Source organism: Brevibacillus sp. NSP2.1 (assembly GCF_000470975.2).
Taxonomy (GTDB): Bacteria; Bacillota; Bacilli; order Brevibacillales; family Brevibacillaceae; genus Brevibacillus; species Brevibacillus agri.
Genome location: NZ_CP048274.1, coordinates 4,051,451 through 4,068,106 on the forward strand (window position 1 = coordinate 4,051,451; position 16,656 = coordinate 4,068,106).

Annotated in this window: 13 protein-coding genes and 6 pseudogenes; 1 reads left to right on the plus strand and 18 read right to left on the minus strand. The window is 55.9% G+C overall.

Features of this window, described 5'->3' with window-relative positions:
- Nucleotide 1: 1 nt before the first annotated feature.
- The 18 genes and pseudogenes from M655_RS19615 to M655_RS19705 form a co-directional block, all read right to left on the minus strand.
- Nucleotides 2-1,147 (minus strand): Ger(x)C family spore germination protein, encoded by a 1,146-nt coding sequence (locus tag M655_RS19615; protein WP_026557756.1) that lies wholly within the window; start codon nucleotides 1,145-1,147, stop codon nucleotides 2-4.
- Entirely contained in the window at nucleotides 1,140-2,300 is a 1,161-nt protein-coding gene (locus M655_RS19620) for a GerAB/ArcD/ProY family transporter (protein ID WP_026557755.1), read from the minus strand. Before M655_RS19620 ends, M655_RS19615 begins: the two co-directional genes overlap by 8 nt.
- Nucleotides 2,297-3,832 carry a spore germination protein gene (locus M655_RS19625; protein WP_026557754.1) on the minus strand — a complete coding sequence of 512 codons (1,536 nt, stop codon included), beginning with the start codon at nucleotides 3,830-3,832 and terminating at the stop codon, nucleotides 2,297-2,299. The genes M655_RS19620 and M655_RS19625 overlap by 4 nt, the downstream gene beginning before the upstream one ends.
- Before the next feature lie 140 nt (nucleotides 3,833-3,972).
- Entirely contained in the window at nucleotides 3,973-4,446 is a 474-nt protein-coding gene (locus tag M655_RS19630) for an LVIVD repeat-containing protein (RefSeq protein ID WP_007776596.1), read from the minus strand.
- A 271-nt stretch (nucleotides 4,447-4,717) separates the two neighbouring features.
- A pseudogene (locus tag M655_RS19635) lies at nucleotides 4,718-5,164 on the minus strand (amino acid permease); the annotation flags it as partial.
- Between the two features lie 56 nt (nucleotides 5,165-5,220).
- Nucleotides 5,221-6,504: a kynureninase gene (kynU, locus tag M655_RS19640; RefSeq protein WP_007776592.1), complete on the minus strand. Its 1,284-nt coding sequence runs from the start codon at nucleotides 6,502-6,504 to the stop codon at nucleotides 5,221-5,223.
- Between the two features lie 22 nt (nucleotides 6,505-6,526).
- Nucleotides 6,527-6,721 (minus strand): 4-oxalocrotonate tautomerase, encoded by a 195-nt coding sequence (locus M655_RS19645; RefSeq protein ID WP_007776590.1) that lies wholly within the window; start codon nucleotides 6,719-6,721, stop codon nucleotides 6,527-6,529.
- Between the two features lie 56 nt (nucleotides 6,722-6,777).
- A pseudogene (locus M655_RS19650) lies at nucleotides 6,778-7,502 on the minus strand (2-keto-4-pentenoate hydratase).
- Between the two features lie 13 nt (nucleotides 7,503-7,515).
- A pseudogene (locus tag M655_RS19655) lies at nucleotides 7,516-8,219 on the minus strand (4-hydroxy-2-oxovalerate aldolase family protein); the annotation flags it as partial.
- A pseudogene (locus M655_RS19660) lies at nucleotides 8,206-8,499 on the minus strand (acetaldehyde dehydrogenase (acetylating)); the annotation flags it as partial. The pseudogenes M655_RS19655 and M655_RS19660, both read right to left, overlap by 14 nt.
- Nucleotides 8,500-8,943, minus strand: a pseudogene (locus tag M655_RS19665) (amidohydrolase family protein); the annotation flags it as partial.
- A 9-nt stretch (nucleotides 8,944-8,952) separates the two neighbouring features.
- Nucleotides 8,953-9,491, minus strand: a pseudogene (locus M655_RS19670) (3-hydroxyanthranilate 3,4-dioxygenase).
- 234 nt (nucleotides 9,492-9,725) lie between these two features.
- Nucleotides 9,726-10,490, minus strand: coding sequence for an IclR family transcriptional regulator (locus tag M655_RS19680; RefSeq protein WP_026557751.1), 765 nt, complete (start codon nucleotides 10,488-10,490; stop codon nucleotides 9,726-9,728).
- A gap of 181 nt (nucleotides 10,491-10,671) precedes the next feature.
- The gene (locus M655_RS19685; protein ID WP_026557750.1) at nucleotides 10,672-11,031 is read right to left on the minus strand and encodes a DUF1294 domain-containing protein; all 360 of its coding nucleotides are present in this window, start codon (nucleotides 11,029-11,031) and stop codon (nucleotides 10,672-10,674) included.
- A gap of 3 nt (nucleotides 11,032-11,034) precedes the next feature.
- Nucleotides 11,035-11,652 carry a DedA family protein gene (locus M655_RS19690; protein WP_025844155.1) on the minus strand — a complete coding sequence of 206 codons (618 nt, stop codon included), beginning with the start codon at nucleotides 11,650-11,652 and terminating at the stop codon, nucleotides 11,035-11,037.
- Between the two features lie 181 nt (nucleotides 11,653-11,833).
- A complete protein-coding gene (locus tag M655_RS19695) occupies nucleotides 11,834-12,499 on the minus strand; it encodes a DNA alkylation repair protein (protein WP_035423007.1) in 666 nt (221 codons plus the stop codon).
- Between the two features lie 51 nt (nucleotides 12,500-12,550).
- Nucleotides 12,551-14,329 carry a B12-binding domain-containing radical SAM protein gene (locus M655_RS19700; protein ID WP_026557748.1) on the minus strand — a complete coding sequence of 593 codons (1,779 nt, stop codon included), beginning with the start codon at nucleotides 14,327-14,329 and terminating at the stop codon, nucleotides 12,551-12,553.
- Between the two features lie 140 nt (nucleotides 14,330-14,469).
- Nucleotides 14,470-14,976 (minus strand): MogA/MoaB family molybdenum cofactor biosynthesis protein, encoded by a 507-nt coding sequence (locus M655_RS19705; RefSeq protein WP_005829317.1) that lies wholly within the window; start codon nucleotides 14,974-14,976, stop codon nucleotides 14,470-14,472.
- A gap of 178 nt (nucleotides 14,977-15,154) precedes the next feature.
- Here M655_RS19705 and M655_RS19710 point away from each other — a divergent pair, with 178 nt between their 5' ends.
- On the plus strand, nucleotides 15,155-16,597 hold the full coding sequence (locus M655_RS19710; protein ID WP_005829318.1) for an aminotransferase-like domain-containing protein: 1,443 nt from the start codon (nucleotides 15,155-15,157) through the stop codon (nucleotides 16,595-16,597).
- Nucleotides 16,598-16,656: the final 59 nt, after the last annotated feature.

Genomic DNA, 16,656 nt, shown 5'->3' on the forward strand with positions numbered 1-16,656 from the left:
CCTATTGCATTTCCATACCTAAACGGCGAATTTTGATCGTATAGTCAACGCCAATTGGAAAATTTTTAAAATCCTTCTTCCAGTCGTGCTTCTCCCAGTAATCCCGGTAGTGGTGCGCTCGAAGCGCCAGCCCGAGCCTCAAAATGTCGCTGTTGTACTCCTTTTGCAACTGGTGAAACAGCTTTTTCGCCCGTTCCTCCATCTCCTTTTTAATCAAGCTCTGCATTTTCTGGATGAAAACTTCCGGGGACATGTTCGTATTGGCGGTCACTTCCACGATATCTCCCTGCAGCTCGCAGGAAAACATCGCGGCAAGCGCCCCTTTGTTGTTCCTTCCTTTCAAATCCAGTCTCGTTTTGACAAAGTGAGGCCGGAATGTCACATAGCCGTTGTCCGTACCGGGCAGCGGGATGACGACATCGCCCCCGCGCTCTTCGTTTCGCAGTTGCAAAAACGACCACGACTGCACTTCGTTGAGCGTCCCTACCATTTTGTGCCCGCGAAAGACGGCCACGCCTCTCCAGCGTACCTCGGTCGCGCTCGCCTGAACGTAGTTGAGAAAAGGCTCCATCGTCTTGTTCGAGGTCTGGTTGAAGTAGTCTCCCAGCGTCTGATCGGGAATCGTGCCCATCTTCGCTCCGTTTTCGATCAGGTCCATCAGAAACACGACGGGGACTTGCGCGAGCTGCGGCTTGATTTTGAGCAAGGTGGCCGCTTCCCCCTTGACGACGATCGGCCACATCAGGCGGCGGATTTGCGGCTCCCGGCGAAAGCTGTCCATAATGTCGCCGATGCCTTTTCTCGCTACTTCTTCACTGACGGCAAGCACGCGGGTATGGCCCAAAAACAGCTTCTGGTTCAGCCGAATTTGCAGATTGTTGTTGGCATCGAGAATCGTCCGGCCCGTCACGCTCATGATCTTGACCGCATCGGCATTTCCGCCGCCGCCTTGTCCACTGCTTCCGGCGATCTTGATCGGGATCGGAATTTGCACAGTCAATCTGTACAACTCTTCTTGTCCCTCTACCATATCTACCGCAATGGCAAGTACGGAAGTGCGCTCCTCCAGCTCCCTTCTGTCCCAGCAGCCCGTCAAAAGAGAGACGCACACGCACAGAACTGCCAGCCCAAGCCATCCTTTAGCCATCTGCATTCCTCTCCTTTTGTTTTCGCCCCAGGTCCCGGATGAAAAGCATTGTCAAATAGAGAATAGGGATCCCCAAATTGAGGATGAGGCTGTAAACGCCCAAATAGGAGCTGATCCAAAACAGTTCTACGATGTTTTGCGGCCACAGCGCGATAAAGTAAAGGGGGATGAACATGACTGCCGAGAGGATTCGCTGAAAACCCATCCCTCTGTTGAACAACTGGCGCAAGCCGTAAATGAAAGCGTAGTAGGCGTTGGCCACGGTAGTAAAAACAGCCGTTACCCACACGGCCAGAAAGGCGGATTCCAGCCTTTCCAAAATCAGTCCCGGCACCTGTGTGGTCTTCACCAGCTCCAAGGTTGGCCAGGCTACGCGCTGCAGCTCCTCGTAGCCGAAGACGACGATGCCCGCCACTACGATCAAGGTGTAGACGACCAGCGTGATCGCGATGCCGTAAAAACCAGCTTTTACTTTGCTCTTGTTTTCGTGCGCGTAGGCGAAAAAAATGAGCATGATTTCGTAGCCGGAAAAAGAGTAGACCGCTTCGTAAGCTCCCTTGAGCAGCGACGGGCCGGTCGCTCGAAAAAGCGGCAGCAGATTGTTCCACTCCGCTTTTTGAAACGAGGCGAGCGCAATGAACAGCACAGGGAGCAAAACGAGCGGCAGCAACAGCTCATTGATCCGGGCCACGACATCCAGATCGTGCAACGTGAGGATGAATGCCAGCGCAAACATGGTAATAATGATGACTTCCAGCGGTGTGTCGAGCAAAACGGAAGTCACTACGACTTCGCCAAAGATGCGGGAGACAAGCCCGGTCGCAAGGTACATGAAGCCGAGATAGGCGAGAATCCAGGGGAAGCTGAGCCACTTGCCCAGCCGCGAATTTTTTTTGGCCCCCCAGACGATCGTGCTGTACTCGACGAAGGTCATTCCCGGAAAACGCTGGCTGAGCTTTGCGATCATCCAGACAGACACAAAGGCAATGACGGAACCGAATACAGGCGACATCCAGCCCGCTTCATACAAGATGGCTGAGGTGGAACGCGGCAATGTCAAAATGCCTACGCCGATCAGCGTACTGGTAATCAAGGACGTCTGCTGCCACAAGGAAAACGTTTGTTGTCGGCTGCTCACGTCCTGCCTGCTCACGGTTTTTCATCCTCTCTCATGCGGATTTCATCCTGGATGTGAAACATCGTCGGGCGAGTTCTCAACAAGTGATGGGGCGCACGGATGAACAAATCCTTCATCCCCTTCAGATTCAACGGGCTAAGCGGCGACATGTAGGGCACGCCGAACGACTTGAGCGATGACAAATGAATCAGGATGACGATCAAAAACAGCATGATTCCGTACAGGCCGAACATTCCTGCGAGCAGCATGACCGGGAAGCGCAGCATCCGAATGGCAATCGCCGCACTGTAGCTGGGCGAAGCAAAGGAACCGATGGTCGTCACCGCCACGATGATAACCATGACAGGGCTGACCAGACCCGCGGATACGGCTGCCTCCCCGACCACCAGCGCCCCGACGATCCCGATCGTAGGTCCGATCGGCCCTGGCAGCCGGACGCTCGCCTCCCGCAAAATCTCAATCGCCAGCTCCATGAACAGCGCCTCTACCAGCGAAGGAAACGGCACCGTCGATCTCCCTGCCGCCATCGCGATGACGAGCCGGGAAGGAATCATCTCAGGATGAAACGAGCTAAAGGCGATGTAGAGCGAAGGCAACAGCAGCGCAATCGTAATACTGATAATGCGGATAAATCGCAGCAACGTCGCGATGTAAAACCGCTCGTAATAATCCTCTGGACTTTGGTAAAACTGGGAAAAAACAGCCGGGGCAATCAAGGCAAAAGGCGTTCCGTCCACCAGAATGCTCACCTTGCCTTCCAGCAAGTTTGCCACGACCTTGTCCGGCCTCTCCGTATTTTGAATCTGCGGAAAGGGCGACCAGCGGCGGTCCTGAATCAGTTGCTCGATGTAGCCGCTCTCCAAAATCGAATCGACGTTGATTTTCTCCAATCTCGCCAGCATTTCTTGCACCATCGGCGGATGGGCCAGGCCATCAATGTACATGACGTAAACATCTGTCTGCGTCCGTTGGCCGATCACCATATGGCGCACTCTCAGGTTCGGGTCTTTCAGGCGAAACCGGATCAAGGCGGAATTGACGCAGAGCGTCTCGCAAAAGCCGTCCCGCGGCCCGCGCACGACAGACTCGGTCTGCGGCTCGTCGACGCTTCGGCGGTCCCAGCCCCGCGTGTTGTTCAAATACGCTTTGTTGTCGCCATTGCGCATGAGCACGGCGCTTCCTGACAAGATGTTGCGAATGACCTGTCTCAGCCCGTCCGTCGACTCCAGCTCATTGGATGCCGGGAGGTCGTCGGGAATTTTCGGATCGGACATGTACACAATGATAAACTCGCTGATGATGTTGCGCTCGACCATCCCGTCGAGAAAAACGATGGCGCAATCGGTGTCGCGCTTGTCGCGAAAGCGGCGGACGACCAGGTCGTCGCATTTTCCCAGCTCTTTCTCGATCATGATGATGTTTTCATCCACATCCAGCGAAAGCTCTATATCCGAGACACTTTCCATGCTTCGATCGGCATGATGGTGTAACGCCTTCTCCTGAAGGGTTTCCTTCCGCTTTTGCCACGCTTTCCAAAACTGGCTCAACGCTTTCCCCTCCTAGATCGTGGGCATGCGATTTCGAGTACGGATAGTGTGCCCAAGAAAGGAAATGAAAACCCATTTTATGCGAAGAAACGAAAAAGGCCCGACAGATGTCGGACCTCTCTCATATAGCTGCGCTCGACTTATTGTTTGCTTGCGGGCAAGCCTTTTACCGGCTCTCCCAGCAGCGGAGTGGAAAGAACGTAAATGCCGTGGTTGGAGAAGGCCCAGATCAGGTTGCGGTCCCACTCGACGAAAATGCTGTGCACCGGGTTGGAATGCTCGCTCTGCTCAAAACCGCTGCCGTCGTTGCGCAAATACTCGCCGGACATTTTCGGCACAAAGTAAGCGCCAATCGTCGGTTTGTTCGGGTCTTTCAGGTCAAACACTTGCACACCCGCGTTGTAGAACGCATACGGCATCACGGTCTGGCTAGGCGTGCCCGGCTGAATCGCCGCATAGCCGCTGTAGTAGACCATTCCCGTCGTCTCGACCTTGGTCACGTCGATGTTGTCGCCTCCGGTTCCGCTCACGCTCATCGGCATGTCAATGTGGGACACGGCTTTCATGTTGTTCGGGTCGCTGATGTCAACCACCAAGAAGCCGTAGCCGCCCATGGCCGCATACCCGTACTTGCCGCCTTCTTGCGCGGGTCAGTAATGTCGTACACGTTGTACATCGTCGTCTCGTAGTCGTACAAATACCGGCGGCCGTTCAGGTCAAACGTGGCCTGCCAACAAAGCTGTTGGTCTGGGTTGCCCCGGCTGCATCCACTGCCGTCAGTGGAAAAAGCGCACCTGCTGCGAGCGCAGTGGCAAGCCATGCACTGACCACCCGCTTCGTCTGTTTCTTTTTCAATGAATATTCCCCCCTGCCTGTTTTTTCGTCTTCGACAGTACCGAACAGGTTCACACTGGTAGCGTTTACATAAAGGAGTACGGCTGAGAAAATGACGATCCAGACGATGCCCGGCACGTCAGGGAACCAGTATTTCATGTAGACAGACATCGCGGACACTTCGGTGCCGACTGCGCAGACCAGGCTGAACCAATAGGCGTAGCGGACGGAGAAGCCTGCCCACGGATTGACGTAGCGCTCCGCGTGAGCGCCGAACGATCCTGTCGTCGGATGCGCGACGGTCATTTCAGCCAGGCAGCCCATCAGCAAAAGCGCGATGACCGCCCCGATCAAATAGCTGACGATCACGCTCGGCCCGGCAAAGCCAATCGCCATCCCGCTTCCCAAAAACAGCCCGGTACCGATTGCGCCCCCGATGGCAATCATGGCTAGCTGGCGGGTGGTTAACCCGCGCTGCAGCCCTTTTTCACGCTCCATGATGTCCTGAAAATGGTTTTGCTTTGACAATTGCGCACACTCCTTTGCCCAAGCGACTAGGCGACAACACCGCGCTTGTTCTCGAATTTTTCGTACCGTTTTTCTTGCATGATCGCTTTTAGCACCTGCACGCTTTCCCACACCTCGGTGTACGTGTTGTAAAAAGCAACCGGAGCGAGGCGAATGATGTTCGGAGCGCGGAAGTCAGGGATGATGCCGCTCTCCTTCAACGCCTTGCAAATCCGGACGGCTTCTTCGTGCTCCAGGCTGACGTGGCCGCCGCGGCGCTCGTCTTCCTGCGGATTGGCAATGGCAAAGCCCATGCCTGCCAACTCCACTTCGATCAAGTCCATCATGTAGCGGGTCAGCTTCAACGATTTTTCCCGCAGCTTCTCGATTGGCACTTCCTGGAACATTTCCAGCGAGCCGATTAATGGTGCGACGCTCAGCATATGCGGTGTGCCCAGTTGATAAGCGCCTGCCGTCTCGCATACATCCAGCGTGTGCTCCATATCGAACTGTTTGTCTTTTTTCGAGCTGTACCAGCCAGTCAAGCCCGGCACTCTACCAAAATGCTTGCGGTTGACATACAGGCTTCCGACGCTGCCAGGGCCGCCGTTGACGTATTTGTAGTTGCACCAGTAAGCGAAGTCGACTCCCCATTTGCTGAAGGAGTGCGGGATCGCTCCGACCGAGTGGCAGCCGTCAAAGCCGATGAGGATGCCTCTTTCGTGCGCCGCTTTGGTCAGCCGTTCGATATCGAGCAACTGTCCGCTGCGATAGAGCACGGTCGGCAAGATGACGAGCGCGACTTCCTCGGTCATGGCGGCGATGATGTCGTCCTCCTCGATCAGATGGCCATCCCGCGAAGCGATGCGAATCAGCTCTTTCTCTGGGTCCAGGCCGTGCAGCTTGATTTGGCTTTGCAAGGCGTAAATGTCTGTCGGAAAATCAAGCTCGGTCGCGATGATTTTCGTTCTTTTACCTTCCGGGTGATAAAAGGTGGCGGCGAGCTGGTGCAAGTTGACCGTGGTCGAGCCTGTGACGATTACTTCCTCGGGCTCCGCGCCGACGAGAGATGCGCTCATTTCGCCCAGTTTTTCTGGCAGGAAAAACCACGGATGCTCGCCGGTTGTCCACCCGTCAATGCCGAGCTCTTTCCACGACTGCAAAATGTCCTGCAAGCTTTTCTCCGCTCGTTTGGACATCAGTCCCAAGGAATTGCCATCCAGGTACATCGAAGGCAGCAAGTAAAACTCTTCGCGGTATTTCGCCAACTCGTCCTGGGCATCCAGTTGCTGCGCGTAGTTTTTGCTGAGTGGAATGGATGATTGAGCCATCGTAACCTCCTTGAAATTTCCGTTACAGAAAACGGGTTTGTTCTTTTGTGACTCCCCCCACGCCCCAGTGGGAAGGGGGAAGCTCTGTTACCAGCACGCGGACCTGGTCCGGCTTTACTTGCAAGCTGGCAGTGACAGCCTGGGTAATTCCCTCGATCATTTGCCTGATCTGTTCCTTGTCTCGCCCTTCCAGTATGGACACCTGTACAATCGGCATCAAAACCACCTCTGTCTTTTTCGACAGTCCGAAAAGTCGCTGCCCGTGTTGGCTGTCTATGCCTGACAGCCAAAGGAGACGCTGCCGAGGCCGTCGACAGTGACCGTAATGACATCCCCCGGCTCGAACGGAATCGCTTCCGTGATCGCGCCGGACAGGACGATCTGGCCTTTTTTCAAGCCCAGGCCGCGCTCGCCCAGCTTGTTGACAGCCCAGGCCATCGCCGCTGCGGGCGAACCGAGCACGGCCGCTCCAGAGCCTGTAGTTTGTATGACGCCATTTTTGCTCATGACCACACCAGCCAGGGCGAGATCGTATTCGTCGGGCGCTACCCATTTGCTGCCGACGAGAAAAGCCGAAGAGGAGCAATTGTCCGCCACGACGTCCGGGAGGGTGAAGCGGAAGTTTTCGTAACGGCTGTGCCCGCCAGATCGTCCCCGAGCAAAAACGCGATTTCCGGCTCGGCCTTCGGATGGATGAAGCGTCGGTAGGAAAGCGGCTCCCACTCCAGCGCGAGCATCCCGTCCGTCAAGTAGCCGTAAATCGCTTCGTGCACGCCCATCATCTGCTGCTTGGCCCGGCTGGTCAAGCCCAGCTTCAAGCCGATGCAGCGCTCGCCATCCGCTTCCATGCGCGCAATCAGTTGCTGCTGAAGCTCATAGGCCGTCGCAATGGGCAAATCGGGGCAGCGGGCTGTCAGCTTCTCCACCTCGCGCCACTCGCGGTATGCCGCAAGTAAATATTCGACCATCTCTCTCTGTACTTCCTGCGTCACTGCCATTTGTCATCCCCCCCCCCGCCCTTTGCAGCTTCGCCAGCTCAGCCGCCACATCAATAATCATGTCTTCCTGCCCGCCGACGGCTTTGCGTCTGCCGACTTCGAGCAAAATATCCCGCGGATCGACGCCGAAGCGTTTGTCCGCCCGCTCTGCATGCAACAAAAAGCTGGAGTACACTCCCGCATAGCCCATGACGAGACTGCCTTTGCGGATTTCCTGCGAATGCGGCATGATTGGACCGACGATGTCTTCGGCGACATCCATCAGTTTGTACAGGTCGATGCCGAGATCGACGCCCATGCGATCGAGCACCGCGATCAACACCTCTGTCTGCGCGTTGCCCGCTCCTGCGCCGAGACGTCCGCTTCGGTCACATGCATGGCTACCCGGACAAGTCCCGCCCCGCGCTTTTGCGCTTCTTTCAGCTCATGCACCGTGCCGATGCCCGGTATGAGCAGCACCGCGACTTTTGCTTGCCTGCACGAAGCGACCGCCGCTTCGATCAGCTCCATTTCGTCGACGAGCGAGCGACCGTACTGGATCGTCGAGCCGCCCAGACCGTCTCCGTGGCTCACCTCGATGTAAGGAACGCCTGCCTCATCCAGCCCTCGGGCGACGGCCTGCACCTGCTCGCGCGTGAACTGGTGGGCGACGACGTGGCTGCCGTCGCGCAAGCAAACTTCTGTCATTTTGATTGGTCGATCGCTATTTTGTTCCAAGGCTTACCCCTCTCCCATCCAAAAGATGACGGGCGACCTCTTCTCCCACCCGCACAGCCGCAGCCGTCATGATGTCCAAATTGCCAGCGTAGGGCGGGAAGTAGTCTCCCGCACCTTCGACCTCCAGAAATACGGTCACGCGATTTTCTTCGAACAGCGGCTCCTGCTTCAGCCGATAGCCGGGAACGTACGCTTGCACCTGCTCGACGATCTCCAAAACAGACTGGCGAATCGCCGCCTCGTCCATCTGCTTTACTTCGCACTAAACGGTGTCGCGCATTTCGTGGCCGAACCGTTCGAGCAACAGCCGGATGTTCAGCGGCTCGTAACTCAGCGAGTCGAAGTAAAAGTTTTTCGTATAGAAGCTTGGCGGCTGCTCTGTCACGCGCAGATGCGGCCAGACGTTCCAGCCTTGGTCCAGGCGCGGCATCCGCTCCCGGCCCAGCGTCTCCCACGGATGGACAAACAGCGGCACGTCCCACTTCGCGCAGCTTTCAAAAAACGGCAGGAAGGCCGGATCGTCGAGGTTTTGCCCGTTGATGTTCGTGCCGATCTCGATTCCTTTCAGCCCTAACTGATGAATGCAGCGATCCAGCTCGCGGATCGAGCGGTCCACGTCCTGCAGCGGAACCGTTCCGAGTCCGATGAACCGATCGGGATATTGGCGCACCGTGTCGGCGATGAAATCGTTTTGCAGCCGGGCCATCGCTTCCGCCGCCTCTGCAGAGGAAGTCTATTCTGGCTGCCATTCGTTCACTTCCTCGGATGCTACATGCCCGCAGTTTTTGCATGTCCGCAAATCTTCACTGCCATTGAACGCATGAATCGCTTCTTTTACTTGCTTTTCGATATCTGTCAACTGCACGCGTGTCCGATGCATCTCGTGGTCGCATTTTTCGCAGAACCAGACGAGGTCTTCCAGCTCGCCGTGATCGCGGTTGCGCTCGATGACCAGGCCGATCGTATCTGCCACGCGATGCGGGGAATGCGGGACATTCGCTGGAAAGAGAAACATTTCCCCCTCGCGCACCGTCACTACCTCCCGCTTGCCTTCGGCGTTGATGATTTCCACGTAGCAATCGCCCTTAAGCTGGTAAAAAATTTCTTCGGACGGGTCGGCGTGGAAGTCGCGGCGCTTGTTCGGGCCGCCCAGCACCATCATCATCAGCTCGGCATTTTTCAGACGACCTTGTTGTTCACTGGCGGTTTCAAACTGTCCTTGTTTTCCTCGATAAACTTCCAGATGTTGACCGGTTTGGTGATGGTGCTCATGATACGACACGCTCCTTTGGCTGGTTTGGATTGGTTTGCTGCAAAACAACGTCATCGTCGGCCGGGGGCGGCAAAAGCAGCAGCTCTCCCTGGCAAAACGGCACATTTCTTCGAACAGGCGGCAGGGGTTTGGGTATGGTTGACGAATGGTTCTGTACAGACTTCTCCCTGTGGTGTTTTCGGGTGGCCGCTTGAAAACTGCTCCAACAAGAGGGAAGTCTCTTTTTTTGCCCATCAGCCTCGATACCCAAACCGCCTGGAAAGCGCCAGTGCGGCATGCTTGACTTGCTGAATGAACGTCGTCATTTTGTCGTCGGAGAAACGGTGCTTGGGCCCGGCACAACTGATGGAGGCGATCACCTTCCCCTCGTGGTTGAAAATCGGTGCGGCTACGCATTTCAAGCCGATTTCGATCTCTTCGTCGTCAATCGCGTACCCTTGCTCGCGAATTTTTTGCAGCTCCCGCTTGATCGCCTCCGGGTCGGTCAGCGTAAAAGGGGTAAGCGCTTTCAAATCTGCTTGTTGCAAGATGCGATCGACAGTCGCCTCGTCCAAATAGGCGAACAACGCCTTCCCTCCCCCCGTACAGTACAAGGGAGCGCGCTTTCCGAGCATGGAGTACATCCGCAGAGAAGCAGGCGCCTCGACTTTTTCCACGTACACCACTTCGTCTTTGTCGAGCACGACCAGGTGAACCGTCTCTTGCAGCGTCGCCACGAGGCTCTGAATGATCGGATAGGCGAGATTGCGCAGCTCCATTCCACTGCCGACCAGATTTCCCAGCTCGAACAGGCGCAGCCCCAGCTTGTACTTTTGATCGGTCGGCTTTTGTTCCAGGTACCCCCTGTGCTCCAATGTTTTCATCAAGCCATGAACCGTGCTTTTCGACAGCTTCAGGCGATCACTGATCTCCTTGACGCTCAGCTCTGGCTCGGTGAGAGAAAACAACTCCAGGATGTCGATGGCTCGATCTACCGATTGGATAAACTTCTCGCTCATGTTCCTCCTTTTCGTTCGATATTATCGAACAATATTCGATAATGTTGACTACACTTCTTATTATAGGCTTGATTCCCGAAATGCGCAATATACAATTCAGAGTTTTCTGACAGTAATCTTTTTTGCAAGCAGCCAAACAAAAAAAGAACCTCGCGCCATCGTTGCTCACGAGATTCTTGCTTTATTGTCGGCCGATCCAGACGACCAGCGCAATTTGCAACATACAAAACAGTGGGACCAAAAACAAAAAGGAGGCGTGCCGGGTCTTGTGGCGATGAATCAGCATCCCCGCCAATGCGCCTGGCCCTCCGCCGAGAAAAGCGGCCAAAAGGAGACTGGCCTCGGGAATCCGCCAGCTTTTCTTTTTCGCCAGACGCTTGTCCGCACGCATCAAAAACCAGGCATAGCCGTTCAAAACGAGGGCGCCCGCAGCCACGACGATCGCCTCGTAGCTGAAATACCCCGCAAGGACGAGGAGCCATCCGGCCGCAAGCACCAGATTGCGATTGCGCCTGTGGATTGCCACCTGCTCATGTCTCATCGCCTACTCTCCTTTTGCCCGAAACGCCCGGTTGCTGACGATGACCTTGCGCACGATCAGCCAGGCGGCCAGCGCGACTACGATGACCAGCAAGGCGTAGAAGCCGTACTGGCGAATCATCCCGATAATCGCCTCCACGTTGTTTCCGAACACGTAGCCGAGGAAGTAAAACGCGATGGTCCAGACAAGCCCGATCGGATACGAAAGCAGCGCGTAGCGGCGATACGTCATGCCGCCCAGCGCCACCAAATACGGAACGACGTGGCGAACAACCGGGAACAGGTAGCTGATGCACAAAGCCGTCGTCCCGTATTTCTCCAAAAGACCCGTGGACCGCTCGACGGCGTGCCGCATCTTTTCGCTTTTGGACAGCCATTGCAGGATCGGCTTTCCGAAGTATTTTCCCAACAAAAAACCGATGGTCAATCCGGAGGCAACGCCCATGTACCCGGCCAAAAACGAGTAAAACGGGTCCAGAAGGCCGATCGAGGCGAGAAAGCCTCCGGTCGCCACGACCAGCTCATCCGGAATGGGCAAGCCGACGATTCCCAGCCAGAGCAGGAAAAAAATCGCGACGTAGCCGTATTGCTCTATGATTGACATCAGCAGGTTGATTTCCATGAGGCAAAATCCCCTATCTTCGCCACTGGCGGCAAAATCTTGCGCAGGCTGGCAGCGGCTCTCGTGCAGTATGTGACTCTTAGTAATTACGTACAAACACGTAAAAAGGTACTTGTCTATTTTGCAATAGATGAACCATTTTTATCAAGCGAAGAAATCACGGACAAAAACAGCCCGTCCATCAGCCAAGATGCTTGAGCGCCTCCCGCCTGCTCAGGTTCGACAGCACAGTCCTTTCCACAAAGCCACGCACTGCTTCCGGTTCTGTCTTGGCATACTCCCGCAAAGCCCAGCCGATTGCTTTTTGGATAAAAAACTCCTTGGAAGCCGCACAGGACTCAATCAAGGCGAAAAGCAGCTCCCGATCCGTCTTGGCCTTGTAAGAAAGCTGAAACAGGAGCGCCGTCCGCGCGAGCCACATATTATCGCCTTTGACCCAGTCAGTCGTGTTCGGGCGGATCAGCTCGGGGTAGCGGGAAAAAAGCGTGCCTGTTGTATGTGCGGCGAGATAGTCGACCGTATCCCACCACGACTTCGTTGTAATCCACTTGACTACAAGCGGCAGGTGCTCGGGTGTCAGTTGCTTTTTCGTCTTTGCCAACAGATCCATTGCCACGTATTGGTACTCGCGCTCAGGCAATGCCCACAAGCGCGCCACGACCTGCTCCCAGTCTTGCGGGATGCCGTGCTCGCGAAACAACTGTCTGGACAGCTCGCGGCGCAGCGGAGCCTTGATCCCCAAAAAAGGAAACTGATTTTTCATGTACCGCTCCATCGGCCCGGCGTTCTTGGCATCCGCATGGCTCGCGAGCAAGCGGATAGCCGCTGTCGTAAAGGCACACGTCATCGCGCTCCCTCCTTCCCCGTGAAAGCTCGTGCTGCTTCGCTTTCCCTGCGATCAGCCGGCAGCATGTACCTCCTGATTCACGACTGCAAAATCGTTCTTATCTTCCTTTTTATACGGATAGTACACGACCAGCGTAAAATCGCCCTCGATAACTTCCCCGGTTCTCAGCCACGTCTCAATGTCAAACGTCACCTTCGCCGTTACCGTGTGCTTGAAATAGTCTTTTTCCAGAGCGGCATGCGCGGCAAAGTCTTCGCGCAGCCGGTCGCGCTGCTCGTAGATGGCGGCGTACGTCTTTTGCATCGCCTCTTTGTCCAGGACGTCCTCCCACCACAGCTTGCGCGGACGATGCTTCTGGTTGCGCAAGTAATCGAACTTCATCAAGCTCTGCACATGCCGAAGCCCCTCCACGTTCTCGTGCTGCAAAAAAGCTTGCAGTCGCAAAAACAAATCTTCAAGCTGATGGCCGATGCGGCTCCAGCCCTGCTGCTCCCAATAGTCGCCAAACGTCTGGAAGAAGTCAAACGGCGTCTCGAACTGATTCGCCAACAGCCACTCCAGCGTGAGGTCCATCCGGTGTGCGTTCCAGTATTTTTCCAGGACGTCTTCCACCCGCTTGATCTTTTGCATGTCCGCAAACGAGAGGACGTTGTTGCCCAAAATCTCGTACGGCGCTTCATCCATGAACACGTAGCCGTGGTTGGCGGCACGCGCTCGCACTCCGGTCCCGCGCAGCATTTTCAAAAAGCCGAGCTGCAACTCCTCCGGGCGCAGGGCGAACACATCGTTGAACGTCTTGCGGAACGACTGGTAGTCTTCCTCCGGCAAGCCTGCGATCAAGTCCAGGTGCTGGTCGATTTTGCCCGACTCCTTGATCTGCGTCACGGTTCTGGCCAGACGGTCGAAGCGTTGAATCCGCTGTACGAGGCGGTTTGTCTCGTCGTTGGTGGATTGGACGCCGATTTCGAAGCGGAAAATGCCCGGCGGTGCGTTTTCAGTCAAAAAGTCGAGCACGTCCGCCCGCAAAATATCGGCCGTAATCTCAAATTGAAACACCGTTCCATTGTGGTTGTCGATGAGGAACTGGAAAATCTCCATTGCATACTTTTTATTGATGTTAAACGTGCGGTCCACGAATTTAATCGTCTTCACACCGTGGCGAATCAGCCGCAGCAAGTCTTCCTTGACCCGCTCCAGGCTGAAGTAGCGCACCCCGTCTTCAATGGAAGACAGACAGTACTGGCATTTGAACGGACACCCCCGGGATGCCTCGAAATAGACGACGCGGTTGTTCAGCTCGTCGAGATGATCCGCATAGGGCGACGGAATCGTATCCATCTCTTCAATCTGGGCTCTCGGTGCCGAAAAACGAACGTACTCGTCGTCGCGATAGGCGATTCCCGCTACATCCCGCAGGCGAGGAGGCTTGCCCTCGGCTTTCGCCTCCTGATAGGCTTGCAGCAGCTCCAAAAAAGTCTGCTCCCCTTCTCCGATGGCGATCACGTCAATCTCCGGATGCTTTTTCATCCACTCGTCCGCGTCGTAGGTCACTTCCGGCCCGCCGAGAATGACAGCGACGTCGGGGCATACTTTTTTCAGATTGCGGATCACATCGAGCGTCTCGCGAATGTTCCAGATATAACAGGAAAAAGCGACGATATCGGGCTGTCGCTTGTAGATGTCTGCGACGATGTTGAGCGTCACATCGTTAATCGTGTACTCCACCAGCTCGATGCCCGGAAAAGCTTTCTGGGCGTAGCTGCGCAAATAGCGCAAGGCCAGCGAGGAGTGGATGAACTTGGCATTTAAGGTCGATAGTACAATCTTCATGGATGGGTCTACTCTCCTTGCACAAAATCCGGCGACGAAAAAAACCATCAGGCAAACGATGGTCTGGCGTCCAACCGGGCGATTCCTTTCGTAACAGTACCATACGAGGCCAGAGCACGGCAAATCCGGCCCGGCCCCGCTCAGCGATTCAGTTCGCGCACGACATGCCCCAGCTCAGGCACAATCAGCCGATTCATCGCGAGCTTGACCGCCCCAGTCGAGCCAGGCGTGGAAAAGATCATTTTTCCCCCTCTGGTGCCCGCCACAGCGCGGCTGAGCATGGCCGCCGAACCGATGTCCTCCGTATAGCTCAGCATCCGAAACAGCTCGCCGAAGCCGGGCATTTCCTTTTCCAGCAAACCGGAGACGGCTTCGAACGTGTTGTCTCGCGGCGAGATGCCTGTCCCGCCGTTGAGCAGGATGACTTGCACCTCGGGATGCGCGATTCCCGCTTCAATCGCGGCAGTCACCTCGGCAGGCTCGTCCTTGACGATCTGGTAGAGGGCGACGTGATGCCCTGCCTCGGTTAATAGTTGCCTCATTAATTGTCCGCTCTTGTCCGTCTCTTCGGTTCGCGTATCGGAAACGGTAATGACCATGCACGTCACCTGTTTTGGTGACAGCGCCTTGTGCTCCTGTGTGCTCATATCGTGATCTCCCTCATTTTCTGCTGGCTTGTTTCTCTTATTCTACCATTTTCTCTCGGCACGGGTCTTGCCAACCGTCCTTTTGCAACGATTTCTTCACTTCTTCTACCCTAGAAGACGCTGTTTTCGATATAATGCTGGTGACAGTTATTTTTGACAGACAAGGAGGCGTACCCGGATGGCAGAACGCCCATTTTTTTCGTTTCATTTTCACAAGCAATCCCATACGCCGATTTATGTGCAGCTAGCCGACCAACTGAAAACGGCTATTCTGCGCGGGGCCTTTCTTGTAGACGGACAACAATTGATCTCGCTGCGGGACATGAAAACCGTCAGCGGCTGCTCGCTGGAAACCGTGAAAAAGGCGTACGACCATCTCGCGCTGGAAGGCTGGCTGGAAGCCGTGCACGGCAAAGGCTACTACCTGACGACGCTCGCAAAGGAAGCTCGTCTGGAAAGCCGCTTGCCGTTGACCGACATCCCGATTGCCTCGCTGGCTGACTCCTCGCCCCGCCCTGGCGAAGAGCTGGTCAAGCGGCTGCGCGGCGCTTTTTACGACAGTTTGACCGTGCTGGACGAGCCTTCCGCGCAAAAGAAAATCAGACGGACACAGGCGGCCAAAGTATTCGCCGATCACCTGAAGAGACGCGGCTTGCCGCACTCGCCCGAGCGCGTGCTGCTGTTCAACCGCAGCACCAGCGGCTTCGCCTTTCTCGCGCAGCGTGTCATGAATCCGCGCGATGTCGTCTACGTAGAGGAATACAGCTACCCGGTCTTTTTGCGCCTGCTCAGCCAGTGCGGGATCACCGTCCGCCCGATCCGCCTGGACGAAGAAGGAGTCAGCATCGAAGCGCTCGATGCCGAACAGGAGCACTACCCGGCCAACTGGCTGTTAATCAACCCGCACTACCACTTCCCGACAGGCATCAGCTACTCGTTGAAGCGCAAGGAAGAGTTGCTCGCCTGGGCTGAACGGCACAGCGTGCGCATCGTGGAAAACGACCACTACGGCGACCTCTGGTTCGAGGAGCCGAGCAAGCCGATCTACGAGATGGCTTTTCAGCAAAAAAGCCCTGTCGAGGTGTACTACCTGCACTCTCTGTCGAAAACATTGGCGCGCGACCTGCAGCTAGGAGTCCTGATGCTGCCTGCCGATTTTAGCGAAGAGGAACTGGAACGCTACAGGCAGATCGTGTCCATGACCGGAGCAGAGCCGTCCTTGCTCGTCGTCGAGGCAGCGGTCCGGCTGCTCGACGATCCGTGGTTTTCCGAGGTGTATTTGGCGGACCGCCGCGCACTGTTCCAATCCCGCTTTTTGCGGCTGTGGAAGGAAAAGAACCACGCTCTCCCGGCCCACGCGCGCATGTACCCGATCACGGGCGGGCTCAACACGTGGATCGAGTGGGGCACGCCGACCGCAAACGCGACCGAGCTGGAAGAAAGAGTCGTCGCCATCCTGCGCGAAGAAGGTCTGGAGCTGACCTGCGGCCATGCGTTCCGCGTAGCCGACGAGCCTGCTGACACGAAGCGCCGCCCGGCTGTGCGCTTCCCGCTCGCTCCGATGGAGGAACGGGAGCTGAAGCATTGGCTGCATCGCTTGGGAGCTGCGCTGCTGCGGTAATATTATCGGGGGCCAGACAACGATACGCCCGTATGCCGGCGAGAGCAGAGGGCGTATTT

Excerpts from the sequence above, each read along its gene's own strand:
- M655_RS19615 (WP_026557756.1), bottom strand. The coding sequence starts at position 1,147 with ATGGCTAAAGGATGGCTTGGGCTGGCAGTTCTGTGCGTGTGCGTCTCT.
- M655_RS19630 (WP_007776596.1), bottom strand. The coding sequence starts at position 4,446 with ATGGGCGGCTACGGCTTCTTGGTGGTTGACATCAGCGACCCGAACAAC.
- kynU (WP_007776592.1), bottom strand. The coding sequence starts at position 6,504 with ATGGCTCAATCATCCATTCCACTCAGCAAAAACTACGCGCAGCAACTG.
- M655_RS19645 (WP_007776590.1), bottom strand. The coding sequence starts at position 6,721 with ATGCCGATTGTACAGGTGTCCATACTGGAAGGGCGAGACAAGGAACAG.
- M655_RS19680 (WP_026557751.1), bottom strand. The coding sequence starts at position 10,490 with ATGAGCGAGAAGTTTATCCAATCGGTAGATCGAGCCATCGACATCCTG.
- M655_RS19685 (WP_026557750.1), bottom strand. The coding sequence starts at position 11,031 with ATGAGACATGAGCAGGTGGCAATCCACAGGCGCAATCGCAATCTGGTG.
- M655_RS19690 (WP_025844155.1), bottom strand. The coding sequence starts at position 11,652 with ATGGAAATCAACCTGCTGATGTCAATCATAGAGCAATACGGCTACGTC.
- M655_RS19695 (WP_035423007.1), bottom strand. The coding sequence starts at position 12,499 with ATGACGTGTGCCTTTACGACAGCGGCTATCCGCTTGCTCGCGAGCCAT.
- M655_RS19700 (WP_026557748.1), bottom strand. The coding sequence starts at position 14,329 with ATGAAGATTGTACTATCGACCTTAAATGCCAAGTTCATCCACTCCTCG.
- M655_RS19705 (WP_005829317.1), bottom strand. The coding sequence starts at position 14,976 with ATGAGCACACAGGAGCACAAGGCGCTGTCACCAAAACAGGTGACGTGC.
- M655_RS19710 (WP_005829318.1), top strand. The coding sequence starts at position 15,155 with ATGGCAGAACGCCCATTTTTTTCGTTTCATTTTCACAAGCAATCCCAT.